The 13,694-nt window shown below is 52.4% G+C and carries 12 protein-coding genes; 2 read left to right on the top strand and 10 right to left on the bottom strand.

Going from position 1 to position 13,694, the window contains the following annotated elements:
* Nucleotides 1-38 precede the first annotated feature (38 nt).
* The 7 genes from hfq to PMI41_RS23830 form a co-directional block, all read right to left on the bottom strand.
* Nucleotides 39-278 (bottom strand): RNA chaperone Hfq, encoded by a 240-nt coding sequence (gene hfq / locus PMI41_RS23860; protein ID WP_008129219.1) that lies wholly within the window; start codon nt 276-278, stop codon nt 39-41.
* Between the two features lie 122 nt (nt 279-400).
* Entirely contained in the window at nt 401-1,267 is an 867-nt protein-coding gene (locus PMI41_RS23855) for a D-amino-acid transaminase (RefSeq protein ID WP_008129218.1), read from the bottom strand.
* A gap of 12 nt (nt 1,268-1,279) precedes the next feature.
* Entirely contained in the window at nt 1,280-2,380 is a 1,101-nt protein-coding gene (locus PMI41_RS23850) for a lactonase family protein (RefSeq protein WP_008129216.1), read from the bottom strand.
* 11 nt (nt 2,381-2,391) lie between these two features.
* Entirely contained in the window at nt 2,392-3,153 is a 762-nt protein-coding gene (locus tag PMI41_RS23845; RefSeq protein ID WP_008129214.1) for an MBL fold metallo-hydrolase, read from the bottom strand.
* A 17-nt stretch (nt 3,154-3,170) separates the two neighbouring features.
* A complete protein-coding gene (gene trkA, locus PMI41_RS23840) occupies nt 3,171-4,547 on the bottom strand; it encodes a Trk system potassium transporter TrkA (protein WP_008129212.1) in 1,377 nt (458 codons plus the stop codon).
* A gap of 7 nt (nt 4,548-4,554) precedes the next feature.
* Nucleotides 4,555-5,916, bottom strand: a complete 1,362-nt coding sequence (locus PMI41_RS23835; RefSeq protein ID WP_008129210.1) for a sigma-54 dependent transcriptional regulator — start codon at nt 5,914-5,916, stop codon at nt 4,555-4,557.
* Entirely contained in the window at nt 5,906-8,185 is a 2,280-nt protein-coding gene (locus tag PMI41_RS23830; RefSeq protein WP_008129209.1) for a PAS domain-containing sensor histidine kinase, read from the bottom strand. The genes PMI41_RS23835 and PMI41_RS23830 overlap by 11 nt, the downstream gene beginning before the upstream one ends.
* A 215-nt stretch (nt 8,186-8,400) precedes the next feature.
* Here PMI41_RS23830 and PMI41_RS24430 point away from each other — a divergent pair, with 215 nt between their 5' ends.
* Together PMI41_RS24430 and PMI41_RS23820 are read left to right on the top strand one after the other, a co-directional pair.
* Entirely contained in the window at nt 8,401-9,189 is a 789-nt protein-coding gene (locus PMI41_RS24430; protein WP_008129208.1) for a GGDEF domain-containing protein, read from the top strand.
* Nucleotides 9,190-9,324: 135 nt separating this feature from the next.
* Nucleotides 9,325-9,834: a DUF1993 domain-containing protein gene (locus PMI41_RS23820; RefSeq protein ID WP_008129205.1), complete on the top strand. Its 510-nt coding sequence runs from the start codon at nt 9,325-9,327 to the stop codon at nt 9,832-9,834.
* A gap of 38 nt (nt 9,835-9,872) precedes the next feature.
* Here the strand turns inward: PMI41_RS23820 and ntrC are convergent, their stop codons facing one another.
* Genes ntrC through dusB form a run of 3 tightly spaced genes read right to left on the bottom strand, consistent with a single transcriptional unit; the run spans nt 9,873 to nt 13,464 of the window.
* Nucleotides 9,873-11,330, bottom strand: coding sequence for a nitrogen regulation protein NR(I) (gene ntrC / locus PMI41_RS23815; protein WP_008129203.1), 1,458 nt, complete (start codon nt 11,328-11,330; stop codon nt 9,873-9,875).
* Nucleotides 11,331-11,332: 2 nt separating this feature from the next.
* Nucleotides 11,333-12,472: a nitrogen regulation protein NR(II) gene (locus tag PMI41_RS23810; protein ID WP_008129201.1), complete on the bottom strand. Its 1,140-nt coding sequence runs from the start codon at nt 12,470-12,472 to the stop codon at nt 11,333-11,335.
* Nucleotides 12,472-13,464, bottom strand: a complete 993-nt coding sequence (gene dusB, locus PMI41_RS23805; protein ID WP_008129200.1) for a tRNA dihydrouridine synthase DusB — start codon at nt 13,462-13,464, stop codon at nt 12,472-12,474. Before dusB ends, PMI41_RS23810 begins: the two co-directional genes overlap by 1 nt.
* Nucleotides 13,465-13,694 lie beyond the last annotated feature (230 nt).

Genomic DNA, 13,694 nt, shown 5'->3' with positions numbered 1-13,694 from the left:
TTGTTTGCGTTACGCGTGGTTTCTTTGGTCAAATGTGGTTAGTCGCTTTCTTCAACTTCAAACATCTGCACAGGCTGGCTTGGCATGATGGTCGAAATGGCATGCTTGTAAACAAGCTGCGAATGGCCGTCGCGGCGCAAAAGCACGCAGAAATTGTCAAACGAAGTAACAATACCGGTCAGTTTTACACCATTTATGAGGAAGATTGTCAGAGAAATCTTCTGCTTTCTGACTGAGTTCAGAAAAAGGTCTTGAAGATTCTGCGATCGTTCAGCCATTGTTTTTATCCTTTTATGCGATCAGCAAATGTGTCTCGTGCAAAATTCTGCAGCGGAAACAGGTAATCCTGCTCCCAACAGGAGGCGGAAAACAGCGTCTGTAAAGTCCCCTCACTCACGGGTTAACAGGATGGCGTTTTTTCCGCAATCTCAAAAAACGCTTCGCGTAACGAAAGTGTTATCGTTCCGGGGTGACCGTTAGCCACCGTAACGCCATCGATATCAATAACCGGCATAACTACAGTGGTTGCAGCAGTAATAAAAGCCTCTTTTGCGCTCTTGGCTTCATCAACTGAGAAACCACGTTCTTCGATTTTCAAACCAAGCTTCTTTGCCACGTCAAAGATAGTTGTGCGGGTGATGCCACGTAAGATTCCGCTTTCTGCCGTTCTGGTAACCAGCACTCCATCCTTGGTTACAATCCAAGCATTGGTTGCGGCGCCTTCCTTCACAGTTCCATCGGGATCAACAAACCATGCTTCCTGAGCTCCCTGCTCTTTTGCCTGTTGACGCGCCAACACATTTGGTAGCAGCCCCACAGACTTGATATCCACGCGTTCCCATCTGTTTTCTGGCACCGTTATTATCTTTATGCCCTTCGCAGCGCGCGCGGCTGATGCTTCCGGGCTGGTGCGCTTGGCGGTGATGACCAACGATGGCGTTGTGTCCGCGGACGGGAAAACATGGTCTCGGCGGGCAACACCCCGCGTTACCTGCAGATACACAAGACCATTATGCACCCTGTTCCGGCGTACGACTTCTCTTATGACGGCCTGCAAGGCCCTGCGGTCCATGGGCCAGGCGATCTTGAGTTCTGACAAGGAGCGTCCCAGCCTATCCAAGTGGCGGGTCATATCCATGATATTGTCACGCGCGATCTCGCAGACTTCATAGACACCATCTGCGAACTGATAGCCGCGATCCTCGATATGCACTCCGGCTTCGGAATGCTGCACATATTGTCCGTTTACATAAGCGATGCGGGACATTCCTGAATCTCCTCAGAACGTGCCAAAGACAATACGCATAGGGGTCGGCAGATCGATACGCTTGCCTGTATCTTCCAGCGAACCTGTATCGATATCACGCTTGAAAACTGCAATGCCACCGCCCTTCTGGTTGGCCACCAGCATGTACCTGCCGGAAGGATCAATGACAAAATTGCGCGGCCCAATACCTTGCGATGCTGTCCATCCAATCAGTGAAAGCTCGCCAGACTGCTGAACAGCGTAAGTCACGATACTGTGGTGTCCGCGATTTGACCCATAAACAAACCGGCCATCAGCACTGACGGCGATCTCGGCACAGGTATTGGTATCAGTGAAATCTTCGGGAATTGTCGGCAAAGTTTGCCTGATCTTGAGGCTGGCCTCACCAGCGTCATAATCCAGAACAGAAACAGTGCAATTCAGCTCATTGATAACATAAGCTATTTTTCCGTTTGGATGAAACGTCAAATGCCGTGGTCCTGCACCTTCCGGCAATTGTGTGAAGGGGGTTGCAGCCAGCTTCAGCTTTTCACCATTCTTTGGCATCTCATAAGCAATGATCTGGTCCAGTCCGAGATCGCAGACAAAAAGCGTCTTATTATCCGGGCTAGCCACCGCGCAATGGCCATGCTGTCTTTTGTTGGTTGGTAATATTGCATTCGGACCTTCATGAACTGCAGCCGCAAAAGCTGGCTCAATTCCTCCATCATTGCGGATTGCAAAGGCCGAAACCGCATTGCCGGGCAGTGATCCCAGTGGAGCAACAGTGTAGTTCGACGCAAAGATCATTGTGCCTGTCTGATCAAACCCCAAGTGGCATGTCGTATTGCCAACCGAGGACTGCATATTGATGTAGGATAAGGCACCGCTTGCCGTGTCGATATCGAATGACGCGACGATATTCTCATTCCATTCCGGCACTTCTACCGCCGCATAGAGCCGCTTGTTTTTCTCATCGATCGCTAGGTAGCCGGGATTATCAATTGCCAAATATTCGCTCGCAAGCGTCAGATCGCCCGTTTCAGCGCTAAATTCATACACGCTAATTCCATTGCCTTGACCGGGCAAAGCGTTTCGATTCAGGTTTCCAACGAAAGCGAATGTTTTAGGCATTGATTTACTCATTAGTTCGAGGCTGTGAGGTTAAGTATTTCGCCATCCGCTGGGATGAACAGTCTGTCTTGGGCGATGTCTCGATCATTCGCCAAAGAACGAAGCTCAGCGCGCGTCACTGTCGCGTGATCAAGCGCTTCCATATGGGTAGCGATAATGCGGGTCTTTTCAGGAGCAACACCACAAACTTCCACTGTTTGGGCGGCGTCCATGACGATAAGCGTATCGTCCCATTTGGCGCCGCAGGAATGCGTGATGATGATGTCGGGAGAGGTTTCCGTTATCGTCGCGATAACAGGCGGATACAGGACCGTATCACCCGCCCAATAGACCGTGGGTTCGTCATCAGCCTCAATCGTCAGACCAATGACCGATCCCATTTTATCCAACACTGCACCCGTGCCATGATTACCGTCTCGGCGCGTCAGCTTGATATCACGCCAGACCGTTTCATCTGTGAGTTCCGTCACATCGGTGAAACCAAAGGCGCGAATTTTCCCGGCATCCCCCGGTTGGCAGATGAGTGGAAGCTCTTTGGGAACGCGCTCCTGAGCCACCACGTCAAAATGATCGGCATGGAGATGCGAAACAATTACCAGATCAACGCCTGACAGAATATCCTCAATGCTTTCCGGAAGGTCTGTCATGGGATTTGGCGAGCGCCCGGTAAAAGACGGACGGCTGTGTCTCGCGCCAAAGTCCGGATCAATCAGCAAAGTTGAACCGGCATAGTCAAGCTTGAGGGTCGCATTACGCAGCAGTTGTAGTTTCATGGGAAAACACCCTACTGTTAGAAGAATTCGAGGCTGACGCGGAACATCTGCTCAACCTGCTTTACCGTCTCGGCCGTGGCAAAAAGCACCACACGATCTTTTGGCTTTATGCGAACATTCCCGTCAGGCTTGATAACCTCGCCATTGCGATAGATCGCGCCGATGCGCAGTCCGGCGGGCAAATCCAGCTCCCTTAGCGGCGCACCCACCATGGGCGATGTTTCCAGTGCTTCTGCTTCAATGATTTCAGCCTGACCTTTCTGGACGCTGTGCACAGCGCGGATACGGCCGCGGCGGACATGCTGAAGCACACGCGAGATCGTGACGCTCCGCGGACTGATCTGCGCATCTATACCCAGCGACTTGCTGAGATCGAGAAAATCAGGATTGTTGATCAAAACCAGATTGGATTTGCAGCCGAGGCGCTTTGCCATGACGCCTGCCAGCATATTGACCTGATCGTCATTCGTCAGACTGACCATAAGGTCAGCGTCCTGTATCTCAGCCTCGTAGAGAAGCTTCTGATCCAGAGCACTGCCATGCAATACCAGAGAGCGACGAAGCTCGTCGGCAATCGCATTGGCCCGCTTGAGGTTCGGTTCAATCAGCTTGACCTTGGTCTTTGGCTGTTTTGCTTCGATTGTCTGTGCAACGTGCAGGCCAATATTACCGCCGCCGGCAATAATAATCCGCGTGGCTTCTGGTTCTTCGTGGCCAAACAGGGCCAAGGTTCGGTGAATCTGGGATTTTTCCGCTGCAACATAGGCGATATCACCGCTGAACATCTGATCCGTTGAGCGAGGTATGAAAAGCTTGTCATTACGGACAAGCGCCATGACGGTTGCCGACAGGTCCGGAAACAGATCCGACAGCTGGATCAGCGGCGTATTGATAACCGGGCAGTCCTCAAGGCATTCGATAGCCAGAACTGCAACATTTTCATCAGCAAAGCGGACAACATCGCTGACGCCGGGCAATGCTATGCGGCGCAATACCATCTCACCGACTTCAAGCTCCGGAGAGATAATAACGTCAATCGGCATGTGATCGCGTGAAAACAGGTCCTGATAGTGTGACTGCAGATATGCCTGAGCCCTGATACGCGCGATCTTTGTTGGCACATTGAACAGCGCATGAGCTACCTCACACGCCACGATATTCACTTCATCATAGAGTGTAGCAGCAATGATCATATCTGCCTGATCAGCGCCAGCAGCGGCCAAAACATCAGGGTGAGCGCCATGCCCAACAAAGCCGCGAACATCAAGCGTATCGCGAACGACCTGGATAAGCTCAGCTGACGTATCAATGACCGAAATGTCATTGTCTTCGGCGGCAAGCCGTTCCGCTATGCCATAACCGACCTGGCCCGCCCCGCAGATGATTACACGCATATTTGCCTTAGACCCCGAGGGATTTTAACTTCCGGTGCAGTGCCGAACGTTCCATACCAACGAATTCAGCGGTGCGCGAGATATTTCCGCCAAACCGGTTGATCTGCGCGATGAGATACTCCTTTTCAAAACGTTCGCGCGCCTCGCGTAGCGGCAGGGCCATAATGTGCTGATCCGACTCCGTTGGAGCTTTCGGCAAGGTGTCGCCAATCTCAGCTGGGAGAAGATCAGCCGTTATCACCGCTTCCGGGTCGTCACCGCGGGCCAGAATGATCAGGCGTTCGATATTGTTGCGCAATTGGCGAATGTTGCCCGGCCAGGAGTGCGACTGCAGCACGGCCATGGCATCCGGACCTATCTTACGCGGCTTGATACCGGCCTGATCAGCAATTTGAGCCATGAAGAAATCGACAAGTGCCGGAATATCGTCACGACGATCAGCCAGCGGCGGCACGATAACAGGAACCACTGCCAGCCGGTGAAACAAATCTTCGCGGAAACGGCCCTCAGCGATCATTGCTTCAAGATTTTGAGCCGTGGACGAGATAATCCTAACATCGACCTTGATCCGCTTGGTACCGCCCACGCGCTCGAACTGCTGATCTACGAGAACCCGCAAAATCTTGTTCTGGGTTTCCCGTGGCATATCGGCGATCTCATTGAGATAGAGAATCCCCCCATGCGCTTCTTCCAGCGCGCCGACCTTACGTTCGCCGCCATCTGATTCAGTGCCAAAAAGCTCTACCTCCATGCGTTCCGGAGTAATGGTTGCAGCGTTCAGGTTTACAAATGGCCCTTTCGAGCGGGCGGATAGTGCATGTATCGCTCTGGCGGTCAGTTCTTTGCCGGCGCCCGATGGGCCAGTAATCATGATGCGGCTGTTAGTCGGCGCTACACGCTCAATCGTCTGCCGCAAATGGTTCATCGACAACGAAGAACCAAGTAGCTCAAAGCTTTCTGTCGAACGTTTGCGCAGATCAGAAACCTCGCGGCGAAGCTTGGAGGTTTCAAGCGCGCGCTCCGCGATAAGAATCAGTCTGTCTGCCTTGAATGGCTTCTCAATGAAGTCATAGGCACCGCGGCGAATAGCTGAAACGGCTGTTTCGATATTGCCGTGTCCTGAGATCATGACGACAGGAATCTCAGGATGACGCAGCTTGACCTCATCCAGCAGCGCCAGACCATCAAGGCGACTGCCCTGCATCCAGATATCGAGAAATATCAGTCGCGGAATCCGCTCGTCGATGGCTGCCAAAGCACTGTCTGCGTCCGATGCCACGCGTGTTTCATAGCCTTCATCGCTCAGTATGCCTGCAACAAGCTCGCGGATATCGACTTCGTCGTCGACTACAAGAATGTCAGATGCCATTTGAATTCACCTGTTTTGCCGATTTATCGGGATTTTCTAAACCTGCCGTAGCAGATTGGTTCATTGGAAAGATCATGCGGATCATTGCGCCACGTCCCCCGTAAAAATCATTTGGCGCGTCATGTAGTTCGATTTGACCCGCATGGTCCTCGACAATCTTCTTGACGATAGCAAGGCCGAGACCAGTGCCCTTTTCGCGGGTCGTCATATAGGGCTCAAGCAAACGTTGGCGATGTTCCCGCGGGAGCCCTTTGCCGCTATCGAGAACTTCAACAATGATGGAATTATCTTCGGCACGAGACCGGATGAGGATATGGCCCTCCACGTGACCTTCTTTGACAACCGCTTCCACCGCCTCGGCGGCATTCTTGATAACATTGCCAAAGGCCTGCCCCAAAAGACGGCTGTCAAACTGGCCAATCAACGGCACGGTACCAAAATGGCGTTCAAAACGTATATCGCTGCGGCTGACTTCCACCAGAAACGAGGCCTCGCGGAGCGCCTCACGCAAGTCCATTGCCTTGATCTCTGGTTTTGGCATACGTGCAAAGGAAGAAAACTCATCAACCATACGGCCAATGTCACCCACCTGCCGAATAATCGTTTCGGTACACTGATCGAAAACCTCCCGATCTTCGGTGATTACCTTGCCAAACCGGCGGCGCAAACGTTCGGCGGAAAGCTGGATGGGTGTAAGCGGATTCTTGATCTCATGCGCAATACGGCGCGCCACATCTGCCCAAGCCGAGGACCGTTGCGCCTCCACCAGATCAGTTATGTCATCAACAGTTACAACGTAAGAATGCTCAATTGATTCAGCATCTTCCACCGTAATCTGCACGTTAAATGTGCGCGCGCTGCCGCGACGTGACATTGTCACCTGCTCGCGATAGACAGAACGCCCGGTTGCATGCGCAACTTCGAATACCAGACCGATTTCCGGAACAAGGGCGGTCAGGTTCTTACCGCGTGACGTAATCGGGTCAAGCGCCAGCATTGTTTCGGCGGAGCGATTTACGATACCAATCGCACCATCTGCGTTGACACTGACGACGCCTGCAGTAACCCCGGACAGGACGGCTTCCGAAAACCGGCGGCGCTCATCTATCTGATCTTTGGCCGATACAAGGTCCTTACGCTGCGTGCCCAATTGGCGGACCATCGTGTTGAATGTCTGAGACAGTGACCCCACATCGCCATCTGAGCGATGCACGGGAACAGAAACATTCAGGTTTCCGGTAGCAACATTGTCTGCCGCACCAATTAACAGGCGTATCGGACGAACCAGCCGATCAGCTACCGCGATACCCGTCCATATGGCGGACAAAAGCAGCGTCAACGTCAGACCGAAATAAAGCATCGCAAAGAGAATCTGCGTGGTAATGCCATTGCCGTCAGCCGCAATGGCAGCGTCAGCATTCTTTTTCTCCATGGCACGGCTGGAGTTGAGTATATCCGGGTCAACGGGGCGTATCGTGTAGAGAAAAACGCCCGGTATCTCGCGTAATTTAACGACAGCGCTCAACAGGTTTGTCTGCTCCGGTGGAATAAGCACAGGCTTTCCGTCCGAGGCAGTTTCAAGAACGGACTTTGCCACAAACGGGATAGGCGTCGTTGTAGGAATATCAGCCCTCATGGCTGTGGTCCCGTCTGGCCGTATAATGGAAGCAGCAATCATATTTCGACCAAGCGCCTGCTGTGTCATCAGCCGGACGAAACCGCTTCGGTCGAGGTTGAATAATGTGCGTTGCCCGTCCAGATCGTCGACCATTTCCAACGTCGCTGACTGCAAACTGCGCGCGCTTTCCTGGATATATGCTTCCGCAAGATTTATGGAGGACTCGACAATCGTCGATGTCCGCATCTCAAACCAACGGTCCAGCCCCATATCCAGAGTGATCGAAGCAACGATTGCCACGATCATTGCCGGCACCGCAGCGACAAGCGAGAACAGCACGACAAGACGGACATGGAGGCGGGAGGCCGCCTTCCCCCGGTTTCTAGCTTGAACGACGCGATAAATTTCACGACCGATCAACAGAATCAGCGCAATAATCAGCACTGCATTGATGCTTGTCAGCAGCAGAGTCACGTCGCTGTCTGGATGAATAGGCGTAACGCCTGTCAAAATCAGAAATGTTATTCCGGTCGTCAGCAGTGCCAGCATCACCGTTGCAATACCCAGACGTGAGAAGAACCGCTGCGTAACGCCGCTAGTCGCGCCGGATACAGAGCCGTTCACCGTATTGACCGAGTTTGACAAGACCATTGCTATGCGACCCCAACCAAGTGGCACTCATGCAACACATTGTGGCGGAAATGCAACGCTTTGTCATTTGCGTTGATCGAAATGCACAACCATTTGATGTAGTCGGCTTTTATCGTCAACAATTCAGCCGACAATTAAAATTTACGGCATTTACGCATAGCTTTCTTCACAGCTCTTGGTTGTATTAAACGTGTATCAACTCCGTGGCGGTTGCAATGACGACCTACGATTTCTGGATGACGAAATTCGGCAATATGTCGCCTTATAAACAGGTCGTCATAATGGTCCTGATGGCGACCATCGCAGCAAATTTGCTTGCAGCCACGTTTTTTGTGTTCGTCGATCTAGGGCAAATGGATAACGTCCTTATCGTAACGACTGCTATTGTCGTTATCGTAAGCGCTCCACTAGGCTCATTTCTGGTTGGCTTGAACTATCGGTTAAAACAGACTGCCCTGTTGCTTGATCTTGCATCGCGCAGAGACGATTTGACGGGCCTGTCCAACAGGAATGAGTTCTACCTGCAGGCACAACGCCAGATCACACTGTGTGATCCTGAAAAAAGCGCCGGAGCCATTCTCTATATTGATGCGGATCACTTCAAATCGATAAACGACCGGCACGGTCACGCGGTCGGTGACAGCGTTCTGCAGGAAATCGGAATTCTGCTGCGTTCTGTGATCGGCGAATGGGACTTTGCCGCCCGATTTGGTGGTGAAGAGTTCGCTCTATTCCTGACCAATGCGGACATAGGAAAAGCGGATTGGCTTGCGCATAAGATACTCATGGGCATGAAAGAGATTCCCCTGCATTTGCGGATTCAGGAACTCAACGTGACAGTCAGTGTCGGGATTGCCGTCCACAAGTCAGGTCAATTGCTGGAAGAAGCTCTGGTCGCAGCTGATAAATGCCTTTATGCGGCCAAAAATCAGGGCCGCAACCGTATTGTCCATGCGAATAGCGAGTTCATGGAGCGTTTTGAACCTAAGCGCCGCACAATCTAAGAAAATTGAGCCTTGCCAAATGGCAGTAATATTTTTCGCCTACCTTGAAAAATAATACCTGAGCCGTATCTGCCACTCAACCAGACGCGCATGAAGCTGGTACAGATACAGCAACATTTTTCTAGGGAAGCTCTTATGTCAAACTCTACATACGCAATTTCGATTCCTGCTCTTTTACGTGGACTTTCCATCGTTTCATCACTGATTGAAAAGGCAGAAGCATTTTCGGTCGAGAAGAAAATCAGCCCCGAGGTTCTGGTCAATGCGCGTCTTGCACCAGATATGCTGCCATTCTCTGGTCAGATACAAAGGATCAGCGATACCTCGAAGGCTGTTATCGGCCGCCTCACTTCTATCGAACCGCCGAAAATGGCCGACGAAGAGAAAACTTTCGCAGAGCTGCAAGAGCGAATTGCCAAGACTGTGGCTTTCCTCAGAAGCGTAGATGAAAGCGCCTTCAAAGATGCCTCATCGAAAGAGGTTACGCTCAATTTCGGCAAGCTGAAGACAACGTTGAGTGGTGACGATTATATTACGAAGTTCGTTTTGCCGAACTTCTACTTCCACGTCACAACGGCGCAGAACATATTGCGGCACAACGGCGTATCAGTTGGAAAACTCGATTATCTCGGACCAATAGCGTAAGAAATCGGCGGCGGGCGGCTTTTAATGCGGCTGCCCGGCTACCGGTCGTTTTTATTGTTCTTGTATATGTTGACGCCCAGCTCGCGAATTTTCTTGCGCAGCGTATTGCGGTTCAGACCCAAAAGCTCCGCAGCCTTGATTTGGTTGCCGTGCGTTGCGGTGAGACAGGAAAGTATCAATGGATACTCAACTTCCTCTAATATGCGCTGGTAAAGTCCCGCAGGCGGAAGCTCGTCGCCATAGGACAGAAAATAGCGCTGCATATTCAGTTCTACGGCTTGGGCGATTGTAATATCTTCATTTGCCAAACCATTGGTTGAAGGCTCTGCCGGGCGTAAATCCGCCTTCAGTTCGGCTTCAATTACGTCCGCATTGATCTCTTCCTGCGGGTAAAGTGCGGCTAAACGCCGGACAAGGTTTTCAAGCTCGCGCACATTTCCTGCCCAAGGGTAACGGCGCATAAGGTCCAGACCCGCTCCGGTAATGCGTTTTTCCGGCAAACCATCCTTAACTGCCATCTTGAAGAAGTGCCTGACCAGATCAGGAATATCTTCGCCGCGTTCACGCAATGGCGGCAGACGCAACGGCACCACGTTAAGGCGATAATATAGATCTTCGCGGAACAACCCCTGGTTGATTAGTGTCCGCAAATCCTTGTTGCTGGCCGCAACGATACGCACATCGGTTTTGATCGGTGTACGACCGCCGACAGTCATATATTCGCCCTGCTGCAGGACACGCAGCAACCGCGTCTGCGCTTCCATCGGCATATCGCCAATCTCGTCAAGAAACAGTGTTCCGCCATCTGCCTGTTCGAACCGTCCGCTTGATCGGTTTTGCGCTCCGGTAAAAGCACCCCGTTCATGGCCAAACAGTTCCGACTCAATCAGATCACGCGGAATTGCAGCCATGTTGATGGCAACGAATGGTCCTTTGCGCCTGCGGCCATATTCATGCAACGCACGGGCCACCAGCTCCTTACCCGTGCCGGATTCGCCTGAAATCATCACGGTCAAATCCGTTTGCATCATGCGGGCAAGCACGCGGTAAATATCCTGCATTGCAGGAGAGCGACCAACGAGCGGCATGGTATCCGGTTGCTCGTCAGCCCACTTTTCCGGCTTTTTCTTCGGTTCCGCAAGCGCGCGTCCGACGATGCTGACCAGTTCCGTCAGGTCAAAAGGCTTCGGTAGGTATTCATAAGCCCCCGCTTCCGACGCACGGATGGCCGTCATGAACGTATTCTGCGCGCTCATGACGATGACTGGAAGATCCGGGCGGGATTTCTTTATTCGGGGCAAAAGGTCAAAGGCGTTTTCATCTGGCATGATGACGTCAGTGATCACAAGATCGCCATCACCGGCGGAAATCCAGCGCCATAGCGTCGCGGCATTTGACGTTATGCGAACATCGTAACCGGCACGCGAAAGTGCCTGATTTAGTACCGTTCTGATTGCCGCATCGTCATCGGCTACGAGAATGCTACCCAAACTCATTATCAGAATCCTGTCTTCGTGGGATATGGATTGTCATCTGCATGATCATCATCAAGTGGACCGCTCTGCCAGGCAGGCATGAGAATCCGGAAAGTTGTCTTGCGCGGAAATGAATCGCATTCAATCACGCCGCCATGATCACCAACAATTTTTGCTACCAACGCCAATCCAAGACCCGAACCATTTGGCTTTGTCGTCACGAACGGATCGAATAGATGCGGCATGATATCCGGCGATACGCCAGCACCTGTATCGGAAACGCAGAACTCGAGCGGAAGCGAAACGCGATTGCGCATGCCCGGCACAGATAACCTGATGCCCGGGCGGAACGCTGTCGAAAGCGTAATTTCACCCGGCTCGTTCGCACCTATCGATTCAGCTGCATTTTTCACAAGATTGAGAAATATCTGCACAAGCTGATCGCGATTGGCGAACACATAGGGCAGCGATGGATCATAATCCTCGTGAAATTTTATATGGCTTGCAAAACCATTTTTGGCGATAGCTTTGACATGATCCAGAACCACATGAATGTTGACCGCCTCCCGCTCAATCGGTCGCTCGTCCGAAAACACTTCCATACGGTCTACAAGCGATACAATGCGGTCTGTTTCGTCTGTGATCAGGCGCGTAAGGGCTCTATCATCATCGTTAAGCCCCATCTCAAGCAGCTGCGCCGCCCCGCGAATACCTGAAAGAGGGTTTTTGATCTCATGTGCAAGCATGGACGCGAGACCGGTAACTGATCGGGCCGCGCCTCTGTGAGTCATCTGGCGGTCGAGTTTCTCCGCCATTGAACGCTCTTTGAACAGAATGACAATGGAGCCGGGTGACTCGCTTACCGGAGTTACATAAAGGTCGACAATGCGATCTTGCCCCAGACGCGGCGATGAAACATCAACGCGGTATTCGTTCACTGGCGATGGACTCTCTCGCACTTGCTTGACCAGTGCCAACAGCGGGCTGCCAAAAGGCAGCAGCATATCAAGAGTATTGCGGCTCAGGATTGTCGCGCTTGAGCGGAAAAATGCTTCTGCATCGGCATTGGCGTAGGAAATATAGCCCGCCTCATCCAGCATTATTACGGGATGTCGCAGCGAATTGAGGACCATGCTCGCCAGCGTGTTCTCAGGAACTGTCATCAAGCCACTTTCTTCAAATTTGCCAGCGGGCGGCTCAAGGCATCATGCAAACGCTGCGCTACGAGCGATGGATTTGTTTCTGTCATGATTGAACCACGTATGGCAGGCACAACATCGACGCCGTGCAAATCCAGATACCACCCGAGGTGTTTGCGCGCATGTCGAATGCCGGTCGTTTCGCCGTAATGGGCGAGCATCGCCTCATAGTGAGAGACCGCATAGTCGGCAACGGCAGCGTCATGGCTCTGATTAACACCCTCGGCTATTTGGCCAGGCAGCCATGGCTGACCATATGAAGCGCGGCCAACCATGACGGCATCTGCTCCAGAAGCTTCCAGTATGGCCGTTGCATCATCGTGGTTCAGCACATCGCCGTTGGCCACAAGAGGGATGGAAATAACCTCGCGGACAGCATGAATGGCACGCCAATCCGCCTTACCTTCATAAAACTGACAGCGTGTGCGGCCATGCACCGTTATCATCTGCACACCCGCCTGCTCTGCCCTCGATGCAAGTTCCGGCGCATTGATCGTATCGTCATCCCAACCAAGGCGCATTTTCAGCGTCACGGGGACTTTGACCGCCGCAATAGTCGCTTCAATCAGTGTCAGGGCATGGTCGAGGTCGCGCATAAGCGCTGAGCCTGACAGTCCGCCCGTTACCTTTTTCGCAGGGCACCCCATATTGATATCAACGATATGAGCACCCTCGCCTTCGGCAATACGGGCGGCTTCTGCCATCCATCGTGTTTCACGGCCGGCAATCTGGACGACGTGAGTACCTAACCCGTCACCTTTTAGCCGCAGCAGATTCCCACGCTCCCGCGTGCACAGCTCGGCGCTGGCAACCATTTCCGATACGACCATACCGGCCCCGGCCCGCCACGCCAGCTGGCGGAACGGCAGATCAGACACACCGGACATGGGCGCTAGAAATACGCGATTGCGCAATTCTACGCCGCCTACTGTCAATGGTAGCTTTAAATCAGTCACCGTTCTGCCTGTTTCGTATGCAATTTTATAATAGCCTATCCTTTAGACAGGATCATGCTGCTTCGCAAGGCAAACCGCGTCTTTCTCTGATCAGTTTTCGACCTTTAACAGCTGAGGGGTCTAGCCTTTCGCTTTGGCAAAGGGTAACGCAGATGAACCAATTGGAGAGAATTGTGCCTGCGAAGACTGACGACACCAAATTGCGGGTAGCTGCCGTTATCGTGGCGGGG

Origin of the sequence: Phyllobacterium sp. YR531 (assembly GCF_000282595.1) — a bacterium.
In the GTDB taxonomy this organism is placed as follows: domain Bacteria; phylum Pseudomonadota; class Alphaproteobacteria; order Rhizobiales; family Rhizobiaceae; genus Phyllobacterium.
Note: the sequence above shows the minus strand (reverse complement) of the source record. Positions and strands in the feature narration are given on the sequence as shown.

What these genes read in the sequence shown, in the direction of transcription:
- PMI41_RS23830 (WP_008129209.1), bottom strand. Translation starts at nt 8,185, where the DNA reads ATGGTCTTGTCAAACTCGGTCAATACGGTGAACGGCTCTGTATCCGGC.
- hfq (WP_008129219.1), bottom strand. Translation starts at nt 278, where the DNA reads ATGGCTGAACGATCGCAGAATCTTCAAGACCTTTTTCTGAACTCAGTC.
- PMI41_RS23850 (WP_008129216.1), bottom strand. Translation starts at nt 2,380, where the DNA reads ATGCCTAAAACATTCGCTTTCGTTGGAAACCTGAATCGAAACGCTTTG.
- PMI41_RS23855 (WP_008129218.1), bottom strand. Translation starts at nt 1,267, where the DNA reads ATGTCCCGCATCGCTTATGTAAACGGACAATATGTGCAGCATTCCGAA.
- PMI41_RS23820 (WP_008129205.1), top strand. Translation starts at nt 9,325, where the DNA reads ATGTCAAACTCTACATACGCAATTTCGATTCCTGCTCTTTTACGTGGA.
- PMI41_RS24430 (WP_008129208.1), top strand. Translation starts at nt 8,401, where the DNA reads ATGACGACCTACGATTTCTGGATGACGAAATTCGGCAATATGTCGCCT.
- PMI41_RS23835 (WP_008129210.1), bottom strand. Translation starts at nt 5,916, where the DNA reads ATGGCATCTGACATTCTTGTAGTCGACGACGAAGTCGATATCCGCGAG.
- PMI41_RS23810 (WP_008129201.1), bottom strand. Translation starts at nt 12,472, where the DNA reads ATGACAGTTCCTGAGAACACGCTGGCGAGCATGGTCCTCAATTCGCTG.
- ntrC (WP_008129203.1), bottom strand. Translation starts at nt 11,330, where the DNA reads ATGAGTTTGGGTAGCATTCTCGTAGCCGATGACGATGCGGCAATCAGA.
- PMI41_RS23845 (WP_008129214.1), bottom strand. Translation starts at nt 3,153, where the DNA reads ATGAAACTACAACTGCTGCGTAATGCGACCCTCAAGCTTGACTATGCC.
- trkA (WP_008129212.1), bottom strand. Translation starts at nt 4,547, where the DNA reads ATGCGTGTAATCATCTGCGGGGCGGGCCAGGTCGGTTATGGCATAGCG.